At 48.0% G+C, this 20,870-nt stretch carries 15 protein-coding genes; 4 read left to right on the top strand and 11 right to left on the bottom strand.

The window, feature by feature from the left end:
* Positions 1 to 6 precede the first annotated feature (6 nt).
* Both BM202_RS16030 and BM202_RS16025 read right to left on the bottom strand, forming a co-directional pair.
* Positions 7 to 654: a hypothetical protein gene (locus tag BM202_RS16030; protein WP_093827812.1), complete on the bottom strand. Its 648-nt coding sequence runs from the start codon at positions 652 to 654 to the stop codon at positions 7 to 9.
* Positions 655 to 788: 134 nt separating this feature from the next.
* Positions 789 to 4,076, bottom strand: a complete 3,288-nt coding sequence (locus BM202_RS16025) for a S41 family peptidase (protein ID WP_093827810.1) — start codon at positions 4,074 to 4,076, stop codon at positions 789 to 791.
* Positions 4,077 to 4,164: 88 nt separating this feature from the next.
* On the opposite strand from BM202_RS16025, the gene BM202_RS16020 reads away from it, so the two are divergent.
* Positions 4,165 to 4,656, top strand: coding sequence for a VOC family protein (locus BM202_RS16020; RefSeq protein WP_093827808.1), 492 nt, complete (start codon positions 4,165 to 4,167; stop codon positions 4,654 to 4,656).
* Between the two features lie 44 nt (positions 4,657 to 4,700).
* Here the strand turns inward: BM202_RS16020 and BM202_RS16015 are convergent, their stop codons facing one another.
* The 5 genes from BM202_RS16015 to BM202_RS15995 all read right to left on the bottom strand — a co-directional run bounded on the left by BM202_RS16015 (position 4,701) and on the right by BM202_RS15995 (position 11,118).
* On the bottom strand, positions 4,701 to 6,785 hold the full coding sequence (locus BM202_RS16015) for a beta-galactosidase (protein WP_218160564.1): 2,085 nt from the start codon (positions 6,783 to 6,785) through the stop codon (positions 4,701 to 4,703).
* Positions 6,786 to 6,922: 137 nt separating this feature from the next.
* Positions 6,923 to 8,266 (bottom strand): neutral/alkaline non-lysosomal ceramidase N-terminal domain-containing protein, encoded by a 1,344-nt coding sequence (locus BM202_RS16010; RefSeq protein ID WP_093827806.1) that lies wholly within the window; start codon positions 8,264 to 8,266, stop codon positions 6,923 to 6,925.
* Positions 8,267 to 8,398: 132 nt separating this feature from the next.
* On the bottom strand, positions 8,399 to 9,247 hold the full coding sequence (locus BM202_RS16005; protein WP_093827804.1) for a 3-keto-disaccharide hydrolase: 849 nt from the start codon (positions 9,245 to 9,247) through the stop codon (positions 8,399 to 8,401).
* A 104-nt stretch (positions 9,248 to 9,351) separates the two neighbouring features.
* Positions 9,352 to 9,948 (bottom strand): 3-keto-disaccharide hydrolase, encoded by a 597-nt coding sequence (locus BM202_RS16000; protein WP_093827802.1) that lies wholly within the window; start codon positions 9,946 to 9,948, stop codon positions 9,352 to 9,354.
* A 48-nt stretch (positions 9,949 to 9,996) separates the two neighbouring features.
* Complete coding sequence (locus BM202_RS15995; RefSeq protein WP_093827800.1) at positions 9,997 to 11,118, bottom strand: lactonase family protein; 1,122 nt, start codon at positions 11,116 to 11,118, stop codon at positions 9,997 to 9,999.
* 256 nt (positions 11,119 to 11,374) lie between these two features.
* Here BM202_RS15995 and BM202_RS15990 point away from each other — a divergent pair, with 256 nt between their 5' ends.
* On the top strand, positions 11,375 to 12,259 hold the full coding sequence (locus tag BM202_RS15990; RefSeq protein WP_093827798.1) for an OmpA/MotB family protein: 885 nt from the start codon (positions 11,375 to 11,377) through the stop codon (positions 12,257 to 12,259).
* A 136-nt stretch (positions 12,260 to 12,395) separates the two neighbouring features.
* Here BM202_RS15990 and BM202_RS15985 read toward each other — a convergent pair whose 3' ends face one another.
* Positions 12,396 to 13,172 carry a lipoprotein signal peptidase gene (locus BM202_RS15985; protein WP_093827796.1) on the bottom strand — a complete coding sequence of 259 codons (777 nt, stop codon included), beginning with the start codon at positions 13,170 to 13,172 and terminating at the stop codon, positions 12,396 to 12,398.
* A 119-nt stretch (positions 13,173 to 13,291) separates the two neighbouring features.
* Positions 13,292 to 14,500, bottom strand: coding sequence for a proline dehydrogenase family protein (locus tag BM202_RS15980; protein ID WP_093828085.1), 1,209 nt, complete (start codon positions 14,498 to 14,500; stop codon positions 13,292 to 13,294).
* Between the two features lie 275 nt (positions 14,501 to 14,775).
* Between BM202_RS15980 and BM202_RS15975 the strand changes: the two genes are divergently transcribed.
* The gene (locus tag BM202_RS15975; protein ID WP_093827794.1) at positions 14,776 to 15,879 is read left to right on the top strand and encodes a chorismate mutase; all 1,104 of its coding nucleotides are present in this window, start codon (positions 14,776 to 14,778) and stop codon (positions 15,877 to 15,879) included.
* Positions 15,880 to 15,948: 69 nt separating this feature from the next.
* Here BM202_RS15975 and BM202_RS15970 read toward each other — a convergent pair whose 3' ends face one another.
* Both BM202_RS15970 and BM202_RS15965 read right to left on the bottom strand, forming a co-directional pair.
* Positions 15,949 to 16,860 (bottom strand): DUF4249 domain-containing protein, encoded by a 912-nt coding sequence (locus tag BM202_RS15970; protein ID WP_093827792.1) that lies wholly within the window; start codon positions 16,858 to 16,860, stop codon positions 15,949 to 15,951.
* Positions 16,861 to 16,867: 7 nt separating this feature from the next.
* Complete coding sequence (locus tag BM202_RS15965) at positions 16,868 to 19,282, bottom strand: TonB-dependent receptor (protein WP_093827790.1); 2,415 nt, start codon at positions 19,280 to 19,282, stop codon at positions 16,868 to 16,870.
* A gap of 224 nt (positions 19,283 to 19,506) precedes the next feature.
* Between BM202_RS15965 and BM202_RS15960 the strand changes: the two genes are divergently transcribed.
* Positions 19,507 to 20,847, top strand: a complete 1,341-nt coding sequence (locus BM202_RS15960; RefSeq protein ID WP_093827788.1) for an NAD(P)/FAD-dependent oxidoreductase — start codon at positions 19,507 to 19,509, stop codon at positions 20,845 to 20,847.
* Positions 20,848 to 20,870 lie beyond the last annotated feature (23 nt).

Here is a 20,870-nt window from a genome sequence, read left to right as displayed (position 1 = left end):
TATAATTTAGTTACGCTCAAACGAATACGTTTCGCCGGGCTCTAAGATTGACAGTGGTCCTTCGAAGCCTTTTTCAGAGATCGTATAGACTGTATTCTCGAAAAAGACTTCAGCAATCCACGGCTCAAACCGAAACTCGAAGTAGTTGTGAGCTTTGTCGGTGGGGGTAAAGACCGAATAGCGATCGGGACAAAGCTGAAACCGTACCGACATGGCTTCAACAGGCTGTTTGGGGAAATAAGTTTTCCCATCCTCGTCAGTGATATCCCGCAGAATGTCGTTGCCATTTTTGATCGAGCAATCTACGTAACGTAGCAGTTGCTTGTTTGTATCAACGATACGTATGGTAATGGTATCACCCGGAACGGTTTTGCTGGTAACGAGCGCAAAATCTTTTGGAGGGCGGGCTTTGCTGAACAAGATAAGCTGATTACCCTGCTTTTTCCAGGTGCCGTGCCCGGCCCGGTCGAGGGCGCCGTATGAGAAGAAAAACTCAAACGTAGAGTCGGCATTGAGTTTTAAGCCTGAACCGACTTCGCGAACACCTGTCAGATAATATTCTCCAATCATTGTTTTTGTAGCTTTCTGCGCGACTGATTGATCCGCTATCAGGCAGAGTATCAACCAGGTGGCTAATGAACGAATAAGAAACATGTAGCATCAATTTTGGCTGAAAGCTACAGCTTGTATTCATCCACTGAGAGCCTGACTTGCTAACTGGAGGAGACGAGTTAACAAACAGGGGAAAGTGACCATCAGATTACATTCCCCTGTTTGCTACGTTTGGTTTACTTGCCCGTACTGAGTTTCGACGTTTTTGCCTCGGTTAATTCCCGCAATAACTCGGCTACGGCGGTGTCTAGCTGACTATTTTTGTCGGTATAGCTTTCGCCAATCGGCCGCGACACGGCAATATCCACCGGGCGCGGAGCCAATTCCATATTTTTACCCATATTATCCGTGATTTTGATAAAGGGCAAGCGAACGTTCGAGCCGTCGATGAGTTGCGCGGCCGATGTGTAAATAATCCACCCACCAGTTGGTTCGCCAACGACTTTGCCCACTTTGAGCGTCCGGTAGCCTTCCGTGAAATCTTCGGCATCCGACAGGGAATGCTGGTTAGTCACCAGAATAGTTGGTGTTTCCAGCGAACGCTGGCCCAATTGTGTGCGGGCAGGAGCCGATGGGAGGCCACGCGGAGTCATGGTCATATAGCCCTTCCGCGTAAACACGTCCAGCGCGTAGGCATTCACGAAACCACCGTTATTGTTCCGAACATCAACCACTACTCCTTCGCGAGCGTGATTGTCGGCATCCAAGTCAATATTCAACTGCGCCAGCGATTCCGCCGACATGTCGAATAGATGCACGTAGCCGAGCCGCCCTTTACTGACTTTATTCACATAATCACGCTGTTGCTGCACCCATTGTTTGTAGAGCAGGCCTTTTTCCGTAGCCAGACTGACAGGGCGTACCGTCACTTCCTGCGGGGGCGCGGTGGGTGACGACGCGATCATAAGCGAAATACGGTGGTTGATCTGGTTTTCAAGTAGTTGGTCGAGGTTGGTTGTTGCACTGATTTTTGTGTCGTCTACGGCCAGCAGGTAATCTCCCACGTTGATTGTGCCCGACAAAGCAGCCGGGCTTAACGCAATAACTTCGGTAATTTTCAACTTGCCTGTACTTTCGTATTCGGCCCGATCGAAGCGCAGACCAAGCCGCCCCGTAGTTGTTTGCACTGAACCCGCCGGAGCCGAGATGCCAGAGTGAGACGCATTCAGTTCGCCCAGCATCAGGCTAATGAGCCGACGGAGTTCGTCGGGGGTGCGGGCACCCGCTGCCAGCGGCTCGTAACTGGCCCGAACGGCTTTCCAGTCTACACCGTGGAAAGTCGAATCATAAAACCCTTTGTTTTGAATATCCCAGGCCTGCCGGAACACCTGCACTTTTTCGTCGCCGAAATCAACGTCCATTTCGGCCGTGATAGCCAGGGCTTTCGGTTCGCGCTTGTCTAACGTAATGGATTGGATTTTACCCTGTTCCAGGTAGAAAATCTCTTTGCCGTCGGGCGAGAACTGGGCACCGCTCTTACTGCCGGGCGTTGAGGTCAGTTGACGGGCTACGGACTGCTCGCGACCTAATTCATCGAGCGAATAGGTGTATAAATTCTGCTGACCCGCTACGGTAGCGATTAGCAGCAGTGTTTTGCCATCTTTACTAATTGACTGCGCATCAACATCGACACCCACCGGCAACAGGCTCAATCGCTGACGAATATCGTCAAAAACGATTTTTGTGGCTCCACTACGTCCCAATTTGGCGGTTGTATCGCCCAGGGCGCTGGTATCACGCGTCGCCGTTTTTGTGGTGGTGGGTGTGGTTGGCGCTGGTTTCAGTGTTTTTGGGATTTCTTCGTTAAATAAATCCCGAAACTGGTCTTCCCGGAATTTAGGCGCTCGGGGAACCAGGTCTATGCGGGCAACCTGGGAGGTTTCGGTACGTTGGTTAGTGGTGAACAAAATGTATTTTCCGTCGGGGCTCCAACTCAGATTTCCTCCGAACGTATTGGCCAGAAAGCTAACGGGCTTACTCTCTCCACCCGCAGCAGGCACCACCGACACATTTCGAAACGTTTTGGCTCCGTAAGAGGCAAACGCAATCCATTTTCCATCCGGCGACCAGACAACCGAACCGTTTGTGGCAAACGGCGGACGGCCCAGATAGCCCTTTTTGAGTAACTTTTCCTTTTTCGACGCCAGATCCAGTACGCGCAGCTCCTGACCATTCCGAACGAACGCCAGCAATTTTCCATCGGGCGAGAACACGGGTGAACCATCGTCCTGGGCATTGTCGGTTAGCTTGGTTTCATCACGAGTGGCAAAGTCGTATCGGTACAAGTGTGCTACGCCATCCCGCGTTGATACGTATACAAGGCTTCGACTGTTAGCAGCCCAAACTGGTTGTGATTCATTAGCCGCGCTCGAACTGATACGTGTGGCCTCACCTCCATCTTTTGACGACGCGGCAAATACGTCACCATGGGCAATGAACGCAACTTTCTTGCCATCCGGCGACAACGCCATTTCGCGAAACTGATTCGTTAATTTCAAATGCTCAGCGGCCGGGCTGGCTGCAACGCCACGAAGCCGAACCGAAATTGGAGCTACCTGACGGCTGGCGATGTCATATTTCCAAAGGCCAAAATCACGTTCAAATACAACGGTCTTGCCGTCATAACTAATCGATGGCCACAACACTCGCCCGTTAGTGAATGTAGTAAGCATAGTCGGTTTACCACCGAGTGGTTGCGACCACAAATTCTGTGTCTGATTGCGATCCGATACGTAGTAAATCGTTTTACCATCCTGACTCCACATGGGCCAAAGCTCTTTCGCTCCACTTTCCGTGACACGTTCGTAGGCAGAATCTCCCTTTTTCGCATCAAGATGATACAGCCAGATTTCTGCTTCGTCGAGGTGACTTCGGCCTTTCCGCCACCACTGGTTAGAGGCAATCCCACGAGCCGAAAACGCGAGTGTTTTGCCATTGGGTGCGGGTATTCCGTAGAACTCGTTAGCATAGCGGTCGGCGGTGATGGCCATGGGTGTACCGCCCGTAATAGCTACCCGGTAGATGTCGTTCATGCCCGAAATATCCCGACTGGTCGACTGAAAATAAACCATTTTCCCGTCCCGCGCCCAGCCGTTCAGTACTTCGCCACCGTCATCGTAGGTAAGCCGTTTGATCGCTCCTGTTTCCAAAGTAAGCAAATAAATATCACCATTGCCCGTGCGGGAGGAAGCAAAGGCCAGGTATTTGCCATCTGGCGAATAGATCGGTCGTGATTCATTATCAGGATGCGAAACCAGCAATCGGGCTTCTCCGCCAGTTGTTGGCACGGTCCAGATATCTCCGCCCGACACAAACGCTACCTCGGCGCCATCGGGAGAAAGACTTGGTTCGGCAAAGGCGAATTTGGGCGTAGGTGTTGCCGGTTGAGCCTGCCCCTGCGAGGGGAACGCTATGGCAAGAAGTAGTAAGGAACGTAGTAGGGCGGCAGTTGTAGATGAGTGCATTTGGTGATGTAGAGGATTTATTTCAAATCGGTTGCTGTTGCTTAGAAACCTAAATTTAGGCATTATTTTCACTACATGCTGCTCAATCATGACTCCATCTCCATACACAATTCCTGCTGAAACGCGCATAGGCCATATTCACCTTAAAGTCGCAGATCTTGATCGGGCACTGGCCTTCTATCGAGATTTGCTGGGCTTTTCGCTGATTACCATGTATGGCAAGGAAGCCGCTTTTATTTCAGCTGGAGGCTACCACCATCACATCGGTCTGAATACGTGGTACAGCAAAGACGCACCACCAGCTCCTACACGGGCTGCAGGCTTGTTTCATACCGCCATTCTCTATCCCACCCGCCGTGATCTGGCGGTGGCCTTAAAGCGGCTCATTGATGCGAAATATCCCATTACAGGTGCGTCGGATCATGGGGTTTCAGAAGCTATTTACCTCAATGACCCCGACCGAAATGGGGTTGAGCTCTACTGGGATCGGCCGAAGAAAGAATGGCCGCTCAAACCCGATGGTTCAATCGAAATGTACACGCATCCACTGGATCTGGAAGGGTTCTTGCGGGAGATATAAGCGCTTACGGAATTTTATCGCCGGGTTTTAATCTAGCGATAAAATCAGTTCTCTTCAACAATCTTTACACCCCAGGGCGCTAAAGACAATTGTTGCTCTTTATTTATGGATTCGTTGCCCAGCAATTCTTTCCCCGCAGAATACGGATACTTGATTGAGCTAGCTGTCGGGGAATAATTGAAATAGTAATGAATAGCTTTCCCTTGCTGGTTAGTCCCGGAGCGGATAATGAGCGGAAACGTCAGTTGCTGATCCGGACCTTCTATGCCCGCTTTTTTAATCACATCGGCCAGAATTTTACCTGTCAGTGCCGTCGATGTCCGGCATCCAATGTACGTTGCGACGCCTTTACCAAACTGGTTTTGCGTGATAGCGGCATATTTTCCCCAAACAGGATGGTCGTAATACGCCATTACTTTAGCCGTGGTGGGCGTAATTAACTCCATCCAGGTGGTTATCTGGTTGTTTTCTTTCCCCACCTGATAAGGATCTCCTTTCAACGTAACATTCTGTGGGATTGTAAACTGATCATACGAAATACCACAAGCTTCGCTGATGATACCTGGCTGGCGGGTGCTTCTTACCTGCACATCCTGATTCGAGAAGCCACTTTTGAAGGTGTAGACGATATGACCGCCATTTTTAACAAATTGATTTAGCCGCACCAACAGACTATCAGGCGCTGCGTAAAGTGCGGGGACAACCAGCACTTTATAGTTCTCAAGCGATGTGCTCGACGGATCAACAAAGTCGACGCCCACGTTCATACGGTACAAAGCGTCATACATCGGACGTAAAATGTCATTGTAATTTTCCTTGGCACCCCAGCCAAAACTAAAAGCATTAAATCCGGTCAGCGCTTCATTGCTGAACAGGATAGCGACCGAGTTTTTCTTCTTCAGGTTAACCAGTTTAGGGCTCAGTCTGGCAAAATCCTGGCCGATTGTTTTGGCTTCGTTGTAGGTAGGGTTTGGTTCAAAATCGTGGCTTAGCAGGCCTTTCCAATACGTCTCGGCTGAATTATGGATAGAGTGCCAATGCCAGTATTCGAGCATATCAGCGCCGGAAGCCAGATGACTGAAAGCCTGTAGCCGCAACTGTCCCGGATACGGAACCCACTGCGGGAAGCCCTGTGCTTCTGTCTCCAGCACCAGGTAATTTTTGCCTGACTTCATCGAGCGCGTTATGTCGCCACCGAAGGCAATTTCCGTACCCGTAAGCTGATCCTGAGTGGGGTGATAAATGTCAATCCCGGCAATATCCATTGCTTTCGCTGCGGCAAAATGATCAACATCCGGCTGAATGCCGTAGGAATAACCGCGCCATTCCAGATCGAAGTTTTGCGTGACGAATTGGCCTGGTTTTTTATAACTTTTTACCAACGTCGCTTGCCAGGCGAGATAATCGGTTACCAGCTTTCGCTGAAATTTGGCGAATTCAGACCGTAGGCTGGCGTTGATGCTCCCAACGGTCGAGGGGAAATCTTCCCAGCTATTGATCCGGTTGCTCCAGTAGTCCAGGCCATATGCCCTGTTGATCGCGTCCAGCGTTTTGTATTTGTCTTTCATGTACTGGACAAAAAGCTGTTGAACGTTAGGTCCGGTTGTGTTATAGGATTTCGTCTCGTTATCTACCTGATAGCCAATGATAGCCGGGTGGTCTTTCACGTGTTCCATGATCTTGCGAATGACACGCTCGGCATGGAATCTGAAGTGCGTGTTCGTGATATCCATGTTCTGACGGGCACCGTATTGATTTCGCCCCTGTGGCGTAGTGGCTAATACATCGGGGTATTTTCTGACCAGCCAGGTAGGAACCGCATAGGTAGGGGTGCCAATAATGACGCTGATGTTTGCCTTATGCATCGCGTTGAGTACCCGGTCGATGTGCGAAAAATCAAATACGTTGTCCTGCGGCTCTACGGTACTCCAGGTCGATTCGGCGATGCGGACAACATTGATGCCAGCCTCTTTCATCATCTGGATGTCTTTGTCCAGACGTTCATACGGCATGTATTCGTCGTAGTAAGCAACACCAAACAAGAGCTTATCCAATTTGGGTGACTGCGCGTGACTTAAGGTTGTAAGTCCAAAGAGGAATAAGGAAACCAAATGAATAAATCTGGTCATTTTTTGCGGGGAGTATTTTGGAGGTACATTAACTAATTCCAATACGTAGCGTATCTGCTGCTACGTATTGGCGGCCTGTATAGGTAATTAACTTTGCTGGTAAAGTACGTAGTAAACTATCAGAATGGCAGCCTTTACTATTTAAGGCTGCTAACCAGACTCTGAACCATCTCGCCAAAGAAAGCTTCCGTGTGAGGACCGAATCGATTTATTTCGTGAATATCGTACGGATTCGGATTTTCATAATAAAGTGTATCAGGTACAATCTGGCCAATATTACCGCCATTAAAGCTGGTTAGTACCAGATTGTTACGTTTAGCTACTGGTATTGATAATAAATCAGGGAGTAGCTTGTCGGAAACGATACCAGGCGTCCCTACAAAAACAGTTTTGCCAATGCGTAGCGCTTTTAGCTCGGCGGGATAATCGCCGTACAAGGCTCTTGCCAGCCAGGGTTTCAGCCGCCAGTTTTTGGTAATACGTACCTGAGGATCGTTTTGGACAAGGAGCACTGTTTGGGCCACCAACGTACTGTCTGTGTGTAGTGGTAGATTGGCTAATACAGGTGTGATACGTAGCACAAGGCTATCAATCGAGCCCTCTTTTAAATCGTTCGGCGAATTTAGGTTCGCTTTGGACTGGTCCATCGGCCCGGCCATAAACAACGCAAAGCTTTCTGTTCGCTGCTCTAGTTTGTCGGTCAGAATACCCGCTCCATCGCGACTTAAGGCAGTGGATATTGATGAACTACTTGAGAATTGAAGACTTTCTGAGGAGTAAATGATGGCTGATTCACCAGTGAGTTTACGGAGTTTCAGGAAATGGATTTTTTTGCCTGGAGTGCTATTTTCTGTAAAAGTCTTTGTTCCTGCTTCCTCAAAATTCAGTTGGCTGTATCCAATCTGAACGGCGGCCATATTCTTTTTTGCCTCAACAATGGCTTTTATAATGGCATCTGTAAGTTGAGAAACAAGGCGTTCGTCATACTCACCTGCCATCTTTTTGCCCATGTAGTCGTCGGCCCAACCGCCCAGGCTGTGACGCGAATGGGTAGCGCCTAGGTAAATATTCTTCCAGTCCATACCAACCTTTGGCAGTCGTTGTTGCAGCGTCTGGGCTACCATCGGCGGCATCATCAGTAAATCAATGGTGACCATAGCGGCCAATGTCGTTCCATTATTGAAAACAACCGCACGCGTATAAATCGAGTCGTGGACAGTTGTCCAGCTTTGGCTCGCTTCATTATTGGCAATCGGGGTTTTAAAGGAGGGGGTAATATTAACCTTTGCCCACCCTGCTTTTATCGCATACGCTGGGGGAGGAGTGGTCACGATCCAGGCAAATCGTTGGCGCGTATACCGATAGAATTTAGTGCTCTTGTAGCTGTTTTTATCGACCAGTGTGAAACAAATGGCCAGGGTATTGATAACGATTAGCGCTACTACAAACGCTATTGTTCGTTGGTTGGTGGAAAGCTTCATTACGTCTAATTAATAGGCTCTACTACCAGGGCTCTTGCAGAAAATCCTGTATGATAGTAACGAAGCTAGCCTAAAAAGTTAGCGTTAGATAAATCCGCTACGTAGTATAAATTAAAAACGCTGAGGAGATAGTTATTGTTGAAGCAAATCTGCGGGTAACTGGTTAATCGTCTGAACCTGAATGTTTCGGTAAAAAACCTCGGCGCCTTCTGACTGGATTTGGATTTTACCTTTCGTGAGCGGAACAACCTGACCATCGACCAGATGACGTGTATGCGTTAACACCAGATTGACTTTGCCGTTCATGACGTGCAGGCAGGTGTCGCCGAAGCAATAAAGCTCCAGTACATTCCATTGCCCGGATGGTTTTTCATTATCCGGACTTTTAAGGCACGATCGTCCAACCGGCGTTTTATCCTGAAAGGTTATGGGCGTAGCGCCTGGCTGATATACATAAGTGCCTTTCTCGTTCTTTTTGGCAGAAATATCGGCCAATACGTTCATGACACCCCAATAATCACCACAATCGCCCTCCTGAACCTGCAATTCGAACGACTCCATCCACAGCATCGGCGTACCATGCGAACCAACGCTATGGTACAGCAATCCACTATCGCGGGGGCGGTCGAGTTTGGGCGGCCACTTCTGAGTTCCCCACTTGAACTCCATGCGAAGGTGATAATTTCCAAATTCGGTTAGCGTGTTGATACCGCCAAACGTCTCGCCTGAAATACGTAGCGCTGGTCTTCCGTCCACCGTAACGACCGAAAAAACATGATTCGGATCGTTATTTAAACCCAGCGGGGGCGTTTTGTCATGCTGGTTGTCTTTGGCATAAGGCCGATCCAGATACGTCTCCCAACCGCCAAGATCCTTCCCGTTAAATAAGGATTGCCAATCGCCCGACTTTTGGGACGACTGTGCCAGCGTAGCGGTGACGAGAAATAAGCTGGCGAAGACTGAAAAAAATAGCAATTTCATACAGGGGGATTAGTTCAGGATACTAGAAACTGTAGCTGGGAGCAACGTTAGATGTTGTAAAGCATGAATGCCATAACGGTGGGCTATGGCATTCATGCTTGGTTTTATAATTCCTGTAGTTTTAAATTCTTCCAGCGGACTTTAATTCCACCGCCGTCGTGGATCTGTAGGGCTATTCCACCCTCACCCTTGCCAATCTTTTCGTCATGAAGATCCACCATCTGTGTGCCGTTGAGATACGTCTGTATATGATCGCCCTCAGCCCGAATGCGGAGTTTATTCCACTCACCGGACTTTAGAATGTTTTCCTTTTCATCAGGAATTTGTACCAGCCAGTTCCGGCCATAGGACTCATAAATGCCGCCCGTGTCATGGTTGGGTGGCGCTACTTCTACCTGCCAGCCACTAACTTTCGTACCGTCTACGGTAGACCGAAAAAAGACACCGCTGTTGCCATTTGCTTCCTGTTTGAATTCCAGCGACAGGTCAAAGTTTTTGTAGAACTTTTCGGTACCTAAGTAGCCGTACTTCTTATCGGGGCCACTTTCACAGACGAGTTCGCCATTTTCAACGTACCATTTTTCGGTACCATAAATCTTCCAGCCAGATAAGTCCTTCCCGTTAAAAAGATTGATTGTCTTAGTTGGCGCTATAAAAGCCAGCATACTTGACATGAGACAAATGGCAATGCAGTATTTCATTGAGTATATAGATTGATTGTGAGCTGATTTATTCTGGGCTACTGAGTTCTACAAGCTGGTCATAATCACACAAACCGGAGCTGGTACTTTCACCGACTGGCCTGTGTAGCTTAGTTTGCCGGTCTTTTGATCGCGCTTGAAAATTGTGATATTGTCGGTATCCTGATGGGCCACGAATATAAAATCACCTTTGGGGTCAATCAGGAAGTTTCGGGGTGTTTTGCCTTCTGTTGGCTGGTCGCCCACTTTGGTCAATTTGCCGTCGTTACCAATCGAGAAAATCGCCAGCGTATTAGCTCCCCGGTTCGATTGATATAAAAACTTGCCCGACGGATCAATATGAATGTCGGCGCTTGTATTCTGGCCGCTAAAATCAGCAGGCAACGTATTGATATTGTCGGAAATCATGGTCAACGCACCCGTTTTGGCATCACGCGAAAAAACGGCTACCGATGAGGTTATCTCTTCGACCAGGTAAGCGTATTTCCCGTTGGGATGGAACGTGAAGTGACGCGGTCCCGAACCCGGTTTCACACTAACATAGGGTGTTGAAGCGGGTTTTACGGTGCTGGCTTTAACATCAATGTCGAAGATATTCAGCTTGTCGGTTGTGAGGTCTGCTACGTAAACAAACCGATTGTCTGGCGCTAGTGTCGCCGAGTGAACGTGGGCTCTCTCCTGACGTTTCTCATTAGGCCCGGTGCCCGCATCCTGAACGCTGTCGGCGGCTGCACTTAACGTACCATCGGCATTGATTGGTAATACAGCCAGACTACCTCCTCCATAGTTTGAGACAAAAGCGGTTTTGCCCGTCTGATCGACGCTAATATGACAGGGTCCACCGCCAAGCGACGACTGGCCATTCAGAAACTGAAGTTTGCCCGTCGCTTTGTCAACCGCATAGGCACTGACACCGCCCAGCTTATCCGCTCCTTCGTTAACGGAATACAGATACTTTTTGGAAGGGTGAATGGCCAGGAACGAGGGGCTTTTTGCGTTCGAGACGGATTGTATTGGCTGCATAGTGCCGGCTTTACGGTCAAATTCAAAAACGTAAATTCCTTCACTTCCCCGAACGGAATATGTACCGACATACATGATTTCTCTGGCCGATTGTGCCTGAGCAGTTAAGCTTAATCCAATCAAAATACCACTAAGTAGCTTGTTCATAAAAACAATAATGAGACTATTCAATAAGCATACAAGTAGCGCAAACTACCGTCATTAGCCATATTGGCGTGTAGGTAAATTGCATTTTTGAAAAAAATAGCAAAATAATAAGGAAATAATGTAAGCAGAATTGTTTTACATGAAGAATGCCTTCATTAAGGTTAAGTAGAATCACGTACTTTTGCAAAACGATTCGCGAATAACCAATATCGTTCGAACCTAACTTATCATTACCCGTTATTTCTCTTTCATTTGTATGAAACGAATTTTGATTGTTTTTGCAGCTGTTGCAATGCTTGCTTCCTGTAATAGTAAGAAGCGATTGGCCGAAATTAAATCTCTTCAGGAAGCCCGTGATAAAGCTGTGGCATCTCTCACTGATTGTGATCAACGTACCGCTGATTTGCGCACGCAATTATCAGCCAAAGACACGGATCTGCAAGGTAAAGACAAGCAAGTCTCTGATCTGCAAGCGCAAGTCGATTACCTTAAAAAGACGAATACCAACCTTCTTGACCGGATGTCGGATCTGTCTATTGTGAGTAAAGCGGGTGCTGAAAGCATCAAGAAATCGCTTGAAACGTTGAATGAACAGACCAAATACACCAATAATCTTAATTCGTCGATTCAGCGGAAAGATTCTCTGAACCTGGCGCTGGTCATGAGCTTGAAGCGCTCTTTAGATGATATCAATGATCAGGATGTGCAGGTTGAAGTGAAGAAAGGTGTCGTATACGTATCACTCTCTGACAAGCTTCTTTTCAAATCGGGGAGCTATGAAGTTTTGCCGGCTGCCGAAACCGTTCTGGGTAAAGTGGCTAAGGTTGTAAACGATCACAAAGAACTCGATATTCTGGTTGAAGGTCACACCGATGCTGTCCCCATTGCTACGTCTTCTATCAAAGACAACTGGGATTTAAGCGCCTTGCGTGCTACGTCGGTCGTGCGGACGCTGCAAAGCAAATTTGCTGTAGCGCCAGAGCGGATGACAGCGGGTGGCCGGTCAGAGTTTAGCCCGAAGGATGATAACATGACGCCTACCGGTCGTCAGCAAAATCGCCGGACAGAAATCATTATTACCCCAAAACTGGATCAGTTCTTCAATCTGATGTCGAGCGGTCAGGCGGGTGGTAGTAAGTAATTCATGTAAGTTCAATTGAATTGAGCGTATAAAAAAATCCCTGGTTCAGACATTGAACCAGGGATTTTTTTATGTGTGAGGTAATCTGGATGAAGTTTTCGGAACGTTCTAAACTAGTAGAAAGCTTTCAGCAGATCTATTCAGTACGTTTCGGTTCGTCTGGCAAAACGGATTCGGGCGTAACAGGCTGACTATCGTCGCTGGAATTATCGTCGCTCTCATCAGTACGTGGCTCATTTTCCTGAGTTTCGTCAATGAATTCGGGTGTTGGCAAAACTGAAGCCTCGGTGGCATCTGGCCCGGAAATAGGCAGAAGGCTATCTTCAGCGTGTTGCTCACCAAAGAACCGACGTTGAAAAAACAGAATCAGGCAGACACCGATGAAAATGCAGGAATCTGCTATGTTAAAAATAGGCGTCGAGTAATATTGGCCTCCCCAGACGGGTACCCATTCAGGAATAAATCCTTCCCAAACGTCTACAAAAATCATATCGATTACCTGCCCGTGGAACCAGGGTGTAGGCGAACCATAGGGAGCGTTGTTCAAAAAGACACCGTAGAACGTACTATCAATGACGTTTCCGACAGCTCCGGCCAGAATCATAGACATGGCCCAGAGCAAACCATCTGGGGCTCCTCTATGCGCTAGATGAACCAGATAATAACCAATTCCGACCATGGCAAAAAGCCGGAAGATGCTTAACAGCAACTTGCCGTACTCATGACCCAGTTGCATACCAAAGGCCATTCCTGGATTCAATACGTAGTGAAGTTTGAACCAGTCGCCAACAAGTTTAACCTGACCCGCAAAGCCGGGAGCCATGTAAAAATGAACGGCCAGCTTCACGCCTTGATCGAGGGCAATCAATAGCAGCGTTAGAAGGAAAAACTTGAATGGATTTTTCTGAATCATAATAAGAAGTACGGCACAGTATGGCTCCGCTTTGGCGGCTCGGCAATTCCCCGATTATCTGTACCAATCAGTTAAAAAAGACACAGCCTTCCGGTAACCGGAAGGCTGTGTTATGGGATCTACATTCGGCAATTTTTCCGACGTTTCAATTCATCACTTACCAGGTTGAACTCCCGGCTGCTTTGCCCGGCAATGGACTTGTTCTCATCGGCCCGGCGAAATAAATAGGGCATTACACAATCAACAGGGCCGTAAGGAACGTATTTAGCTACGTTATAGCCCGCATTGGCTAAGTTGTAGGAGATGTTATCGCTCATACCCAGCAACTGCGCAAAATAAATATGCGAATCATTGGGCTCAATACCCAATCGCTTCATCTGTTGAATACAGTATTGGCAACTGTATTCATTGTGCGTCCCTAAACAGATCGAGATCGTGTTACGGTGTTCCAGACAAAAGTCGATCGCTTCATTGAACGCCCGGTCCGTATCTTCTTTTGTAGCCTGAATCGGGTCCTGATATTCTTCTTCATGGGCCCGGAGCCGCTCTTTTTCTAAATAAGCACCCCGAACCAGTTTTACGCCAAGAAAATACCCTTTAGCCTGTGCTTCGGCTGTATCGCGTCGTAGATGATCAAGGCTTTCCCAGCGGTACATCTGGTACGTATTATAGACGACGGGCCGCTCATGGTTGAAACGATTCATCATCTCATACGCTAACGTATCAATTGTATCCTGAATCCAGCTTTCCTCGGCATCGATGAAGACTCGAACATTGCGGGTATAAGCCCGGCGACAGATTGTCTCCACCCGTTTCATGACCCGGTCGAATTCGGCCTTCTGGTCTTTATTGAGTGAATCGCCAATCTGAATGGCTTCCAGTAACTCTGTTGACGCAATTCCCGTCACTTTAAACACAGAGAATGGGATGTCGGGAGATTCGCTGGCGCGTTCGATTGTGCGCAGAATTTCGAGGGTTGTCTCATCGAAACTTTTTTCGGTTTCCTCGCCTTCTACAGAATAATCGAGGATGGTTCCGACGTGAGCATTATGGAGATTTTGGATGGTTTTCTCGCAACCCTGAATACTTTCTCCTCCACAGAACTGTTCAAAAATAGTGTTCTTAATGAGGAATTTGATGGGAAGATGAAGGCGTAGGGCAATCTTTATAAAAAAAGTCCCTAAATTTACCAGCCATCCTTGGTTCATCAACGAAAACAGCCAGTACGTCTTTCGTAACTTGAAGTCTGACTGGGACGAAAAAGCAATCGAAGTGTCCTCAAAAGAAACGGGTTTTACATCGGTAATTCCCTGAACAGCCTCCGACATTAGATTACTTCGGTTCGACATAATAATGCTCCGTTTGGGCGGTGCTATTAGCATAGCTTACAGTGCGTGTCGGTTAAGACGACCGAAATATATAACGAAATTTCGATCAATCGATTAAACTCCCGGCGCGGCTTGTTTTGACAAACTAAAAACGCTCTTAGACAAATTAAGGAACCGGCTTGAGATACAGCCGATTCCTTATGCAAATATACCAAAAATTAGATTAGAAAGTTCCCCATAGAGTAGTCGTATTACTCGCTTATTACGCGTTTGTTATGAAGGTAGAATTAGCCGTAGAGCCGCTGGGATCGTGGATTGAGACCAACGGTAAACCCCTGATCATCGCTGGCCCATGCAGTGCCGAGACCGAAGATCAGTTAGTTGAAACCGCTCGTCAGCTAAAGGCGCTGGGGGCCGTTCATGTTATTCGTGCCGGTGTTTGGAAGCCACGCACCCGGCCAGGTAGTTTTGAAGGTATGGGCGAAGCCGCTCTACCTTGGATTCAGCGCGCCAAAGCCGAAACGGGCCTGCCGTTTGCCGTTGAGGTAGCCACTCCAGAACATATTGAGCTGGCGCTGAAATATGGTGTCGATATACTCTGGGTCGGCGCCCGCACGACCGTTAATCCATTTAACGTACAGGAAATTGCCGACGCGCTACGGGGTGTTGATGTGCCTGTATTGGTAAAGAACCCGGTTAACCCGGATCTGGCTCTCTGGGTCGGTGCCTTTGAGCGCCTTGCTGGGGCTGGTATCAAGAAATTGGGTGCTATCCACCGTGGATTCGCTACGGGTGAAGCCAGCAAATACCGCAATATACCGATGTGGCAAATGGCGATTGAGCTGAAGTCGATCTTCCCTCAACTGCCACTCATTGGCGATCCAAGCCACATGGCGGGTAAGCGTGCTTACCTGAACGAACTGGCTCAGATGGCCATGGACCTCAACTATGACGGTTTGATTGTTGAATCGCACATTGATCCTGATAAAGCGTGGAGCGATGCCGCTCAGCAATTGACGCCCACAGCTTTCGGTGAAATGCTGGATCATTTGCAAATTCGGCAGGTTGAGTCGCAAAATCTGGAATTCCAGAGCTTTACGGAACAATCACGACGTAGTATTGATAATGTAGACCGGCAGATCGTAGAAATGTTGGCGGCCCGCATGGCTCTCGTTGAGCGGCTAGCCGAATACAAGCGTGATAATAACGTAACGCTGTTCCAGCCTGAACGCTGGAAGGAGATCTTAAAGACTCGCACAGAACTGGGTCAAAAACTGGGTCTATATCCTGAGTTGGTGGAAGAAATCTACAAGATTATCCACATGGAGTCGATTCGGAAGCAGACGGAGATTATCAACAGCGCGGTACAAGGTGCATAGAGAATAATCTGATTAATATCAGAATCACTACGTAGCGAGCCCCGATCTTCACTGAAGATCGGGGCTCGTTCATTTTAATTTTAGCGTCAAGACTGCATTATTATAGCCCGCGAAGCAACCAAGTCCTCCCTCAATATTACTCGGAATCAGGACGGGCTCGGCAAACGGATTGTTGCGCGAACGCCTTTGCCGAATGACAGCTTCCTGATAGCGGTAATACGCCTGATCGACACTCATCAAATTAATGAGTACGCTGGCCGTCTTGTACTGGCTATAAAAATTTGCCTGCTGACCGCTGGGGGTTAAATAGGCGCGGCCAGAGAACATAATACTCCCGTCAACACCAGCATCACTGAACAACCCCCGGGTATCATCGTCGAATGATAGATTGTCATTGGTTGACATCTGGCAGCTTTTGCAACTGGTTAGGATATATCGAAAAATACCAGCAGCCTGATAATAATTTACTTGCCCGCCGGGGTCCTGCCAGTTGGCACGGATGAAATAGCGACGATTCAGTGAATCAAGAACTATATCTTTTGGCTGAACCGGTGCTGGTATCGTGCAGGTACTGGTGGCTTGCTGGCCGTTAGCTGTTACAACGGTAAGTGTATATGTATGGCCAGCTATGATAGGCAACAAACGGGCATCAACACTATAATAAGGATGACTTCTGGCCGTGTCGCTCTTGGAAACATTGTTGTAAGGTAATCTAACAGACTTGTTACCCTCGGAGAGCGTAACTGTGGCATCTGTTATGTTATTACCGGTTTGCAGCAGACTTATACTATCGCCCACTACTGTGGCAGAGCGCGTCACCTTAACGGCTAACGTAGTATCCTGAGGAGAAAGAAAGCTGCTGACCACTAGTTTAGCTGACTCAACGCCTAACTGGCTGGGGTCAACTTCATTCCGCAGGCTGCTACAACTCAGAAAAAGAGCCGTAAGAAAAAAAAGAAAAATGGAGTATATTATCTTCATGAGTCGGCTAGAATTTGAAATTATAACTGACTGCTGGAACAATCGGAAAAACAGAGTAGCGAAATAGAGCCGTACGAGCTGGGGTTTTCGACGTTGCCACCACTGATTCAAGCTGATAGAAGAAGGGATTCCGGCGGTTATAGAGATTATAAAAACTGATTTCCCAAGTTCGTTCGTGGTGTTTTTTCTGCTTATGAAACTGAATCCCGAAGTCGAACCGGTGGTAGGCTTCGGCACGGAAACTGTTTTTCTGGGTTCCGTAATCATCCGAGGTACGAACATTCTGGAAAAAATTCTGCACAATTCCCGGTGTACCACCATACACCAATGCATTGCTTGCCCGATATGTATCATACCGTCCAATCGGGATTGTCAGCGCGTTGCCCGTGCCATACACCCACGTAGCGGATAGCGTAATCCGCTTGTTCAGTTCGTAAATGCCAACTAGTGAAATGTCGTGACGGCGGTCATAGCGTGGATAATACGGTTGTCCACCGTTGAGTTCGGCAAATTGCCACTGTGTCCAGGAGAGGGTGTAACCCGCCCATCCCGAAAACCGCCCGACTTTCTTTTGGAGTAAAAATTCTGCGCCATACGACCAGCCCCGTCCGGCCGTTACGTTGTCTTCCCAGCGTAAGCTATTGGCCGCCGTTGGATCGTTGATGAGCAAAAAGCTGGCGCCTTCCTTGTAGTTGATAATGTTAGCCATCGTCTTGTAATACCCTTCCACAGTTAGCGTCAGGCCTTTGGCGAACGCACCCCCGGTCGTAAAATCTTTCGCGATGCCAATAGCTACTTGTTGTGATTGTTGCGGTTTGACGCGATCGGTAGACGGTACCCAAAGGTCGGTGGGAAGGCCAATTCCTGTGTTTGAGAGCAGGTGAACGTACTGATTCATCATAGCATAGGATGCCTTGATCGATAAGTCAGGTTTGAGGGTGAAAGCACCTGAAATTCGGGGTTCTGGCCGAACGTAGCCAGCATCTTTCTGCTGGAAATAACTCACTCGAAGGCCACCATTTATGCGCCAGCGGTTCGACGGCCGCCACGTATCTTCCGCATAAATACCCGATTCTATTACGTCAATATTGCTGATGTTGTCAATAGACTGGTTAATACTGGCATTTTGCAAAACCACCGCACTCGGCGTAAACCGGTGATACGTACTCTGGATACCCGCCCGTACTGAGTGAGTTGGTGTAGGATAATAATCCAGATCGTATTTCAGCGAAAAATCCCTAATACCGGAATTGTACCGAAGTGAATACGTCAGATTGTCCACTGATCCCTTTTCATCGGCTGAAATCTGGAATTTGTAATCGCTAAAAATGAGCGACGTGTTAGAAAAGAGTTTCTGGTTAAAGAGGTGATTCCAGCGTAGCGTGCCAGTCGCGTTTCCCCATCTCAGACCCGTATCCGTATTTTGGACATTATCATGAGCATAAAACCGATCGCGGCCAAAATAAGCACTCAGGTATATTTTGTCTTTTGGGCTGAAATCGTAGTTGGCTTTGGCATTGAGGTCGTAGAAGTAATAACCTGCCTGCGTTTGGCCCTGCGTCTGGGCGTCGATGATAGGAGCTGCTACGATATCCAGATACGTTCGCCGACCCGATACCAGAAAAGATCCCTTCTTGTTTTTGGTAAGCGGTCCTTCGAGCGTTAGCCGGGATGCAATCAGGCCGATACCACCTTCGCCGTGCAGTTTTTCGCGATTACCGTCTTTCATATTCAGGTCGATGACTGACGAAAGTCGACCGCCATACCGAGCCGGAAACCCTCCTTTTATCAATTCGACGCTCTTGATCGCATCGCCGTTAAAGACCGAAAAGAAACCAAAAAGGTGGCTGGCATTGTAGACCACGGCATCGTCCAGAATAATGAGGTTCTGGTCTGGGCCTCCCCCGCGAACGTAAATACCCGTTTGTCCTTCTGATCCTTTCTGAACGCCCGGCATTAACTGGAGCACTTTTAATACGTCCTTTTCGCCAAGGAATGCCGGTATTTTCTTTATTTGAGCGATAGGGACGTCAATCGAACTCATCTGGGCGCTTTCGCTAACTTTTTCGACCATCGTCCCCGCTTTCACCTGCACTTCCGATAGCGATCGGCCGGGTGTAAGCGATACATTCCGTATCTGATTCCTTCGGAAGAAAACAGTACGTTCAACCGTTTCATACCCCACAAATGAGTAAGCTAACCGCAGGCTATCCTGTGTGGGAAGTGTCAGAGAATAGAAACCGTATGTATTGGTGATAGTGCCGGTTGTTGTACCTGGCAGGTAAACATTTACCCCAATCAGCGCTTCCTGGCTACCGGTTTCCCGAACGTAACCACTGACTGTAAAGCGAACCGTCGACGTCTGGGCTTGTAAACTGTGGCAAACTAATAAAAAGAACAGGCTGAATAAACCTACGTGCATACCGGGAAATATCAAGGTAAATAAGAAGACTTACGGTGTCCGAGTGGTCGTTCGGAATTACTACGTATGTTTTCACGCTTACTAACATGTCTAATAACGAAATCATATAACTATCCGTACAGTAGCACTTGAATACGGTATTTTTTGTTCTGTTAGTAAAACAAAACGTCTGACAATAAGGTACTAAAGACAAAACAACCTGCGTTGCCGACGCCATATAGACTATGCTTCAATTCGATAAACTTTCTCTTAATATACCCGACACCACCAAACCTCGCGTCGTTATTATCGGTGGTGGATTTGGGGGGATGAATTTAGCCAAGAGCCTACGCGATACGGGAGTGCAGATCGTATTGTTCGATAAACAGAATTACAACGGTTTCTGGCCACTGTTATATCAGGTAGCTACGGCCGGATTGGAGCCAGATGCTATTGCTGAGCCGTTCCGGAAGATGTTCGATGACTTCACCGATTTTCATTATCGGATGGTTCGGGTCAATAAGATCGACCCAGCAACTAAAACGGTTACGACCATGATTGGCGATCTGCACTATGACTATTTAGTGATTGCCAGTGGATCGAAGTCTAATTATTTCGGGAATGAGCAGATTAAGAAATATTCATTCCCACTTAAAACCATTCCTGAAGCACTCAATGTGCGAAGTCAGTTTTTGCAATGTTTTGAACAGGCCAGCGTCACAACCGACCCCGCCGAACGGCAAAGCCTGTTGACTTTCGTTATTGCGGGTGCGGGCCCAACGGGGGTCGAAATGGCGGGTTCGCTGGCTGAGATGCGTAAACACGTATTACCTAGCGACTATCCAGGACTGGATTTTAGCCAGATGCATATCTACGTAGTGGAAGGCCTGGGCAAAGTATTGCCACCCATGTCGGACAAAGCGGGTCAGAATGCGCAGCGCTACCTCGAAGATATGGGTGTTATCATCAAACTGAATACGATGGTCGAAAACTACGACGGTGAGACGGTAACCTTCAAAGGGGGGGAGCAAATTAAAACGCAAACCCTGGTTTGGGGTGCGGGCGTAACGGGCGCTATGATCGATGGTATCCCGACCGAATCCACTGAGAAAGGCCGGATTCTGGTTGATCCAATTAACCGGGTGCAGGGCCTGACCGACGTATTTGCCATTGGCGATATTGCCTTCATGAAGTTACCCGATTACCCGAAAGGACACCCGGGTGTGGCACAACCGGCCATTCAACAGGGAGTTCATTTAGCGAAAAACATCCGCAAGATGATGAAGAACGAGCCAACGACGCCATTCGAATATTTCGACAAAGGATCGTTGGCCATTGTTGGACGAAGTCGGGCTGTAGCCGATTTACCCGGCAATATTCACCTCGGCGGGTTTATTGCCTGGATGGCCTGGCTTTTCGTACACATCTGGTATCTGGTTGGATTCCGGAGTAAGCTGATTGTATTCAGCAACTGGATATATCGACTGTTTACGTATCAGCGTGGTACACGTATCATTATCCGACCTTTCGTACGGAAAGACGATAAAGTAGGGCAGGAAATGGTCACCCAGAATGAGCGGGCATAAAATCCATTTTCCCTTGGCTGATG

This window comes from Spirosoma endophyticum (assembly GCF_900112365.1).
Classification (GTDB): Bacteria; Bacteroidota; Bacteroidia; order Cytophagales; family Spirosomataceae; genus Spirosoma; species Spirosoma endophyticum.
Note: the sequence above shows the minus strand (reverse complement) of the source record. Positions and strands in the feature narration are given on the sequence as shown.

Coding starts and splice junctions, on each gene's coding strand:
- BM202_RS15980 (WP_093828085.1), bottom strand. CDS start 14,500: ATGTCGGAGGCTGTTCAGGGAATTACCGATGTAAAACCCGTTTCTTTT.
- BM202_RS16000 (WP_093827802.1), bottom strand. CDS start 9,948: ATGAAATACTGCATTGCCATTTGTCTCATGTCAAGTATGCTGGCTTTT.
- BM202_RS15960 (WP_093827788.1), top strand. CDS start 19,507: ATGCTTCAATTCGATAAACTTTCTCTTAATATACCCGACACCACCAAA.
- BM202_RS15990 (WP_093827798.1), top strand. CDS start 11,375: ATGAAACGAATTTTGATTGTTTTTGCAGCTGTTGCAATGCTTGCTTCC.
- BM202_RS15995 (WP_093827800.1), bottom strand. CDS start 11,118: ATGAACAAGCTACTTAGTGGTATTTTGATTGGATTAAGCTTAACTGCT.
- BM202_RS16025 (WP_093827810.1), bottom strand. CDS start 4,076: ATGCACTCATCTACAACTGCCGCCCTACTACGTTCCTTACTACTTCTT.
- BM202_RS16005 (WP_093827804.1), bottom strand. CDS start 9,247: ATGAAATTGCTATTTTTTTCAGTCTTCGCCAGCTTATTTCTCGTCACC.
- BM202_RS16030 (WP_093827812.1), bottom strand. CDS start 654: ATGTTTCTTATTCGTTCATTAGCCACCTGGTTGATACTCTGCCTGATA.
- BM202_RS15970 (WP_093827792.1), bottom strand. CDS start 16,860: ATGAAGATAATATACTCCATTTTTCTTTTTTTTCTTACGGCTCTTTTT.
- BM202_RS15985 (WP_093827796.1), bottom strand. CDS start 13,172: ATGATTCAGAAAAATCCATTCAAGTTTTTCCTTCTAACGCTGCTATTG.
- BM202_RS16015 (WP_218160564.1), bottom strand. CDS start 6,785: ATGACCAGATTTATTCATTTGGTTTCCTTATTCCTCTTTGGACTTACA.
- BM202_RS16010 (WP_093827806.1), bottom strand. CDS start 8,266: ATGAAGCTTTCCACCAACCAACGAACAATAGCGTTTGTAGTAGCGCTA.
- BM202_RS15975 (WP_093827794.1), top strand. CDS start 14,776: ATGAAGGTAGAATTAGCCGTAGAGCCGCTGGGATCGTGGATTGAGACC.
- BM202_RS15965 (WP_093827790.1), bottom strand. CDS start 19,282: ATGCACGTAGGTTTATTCAGCCTGTTCTTTTTATTAGTTTGCCACAGT.
- BM202_RS16020 (WP_093827808.1), top strand. CDS start 4,165: ATGACTCCATCTCCATACACAATTCCTGCTGAAACGCGCATAGGCCAT.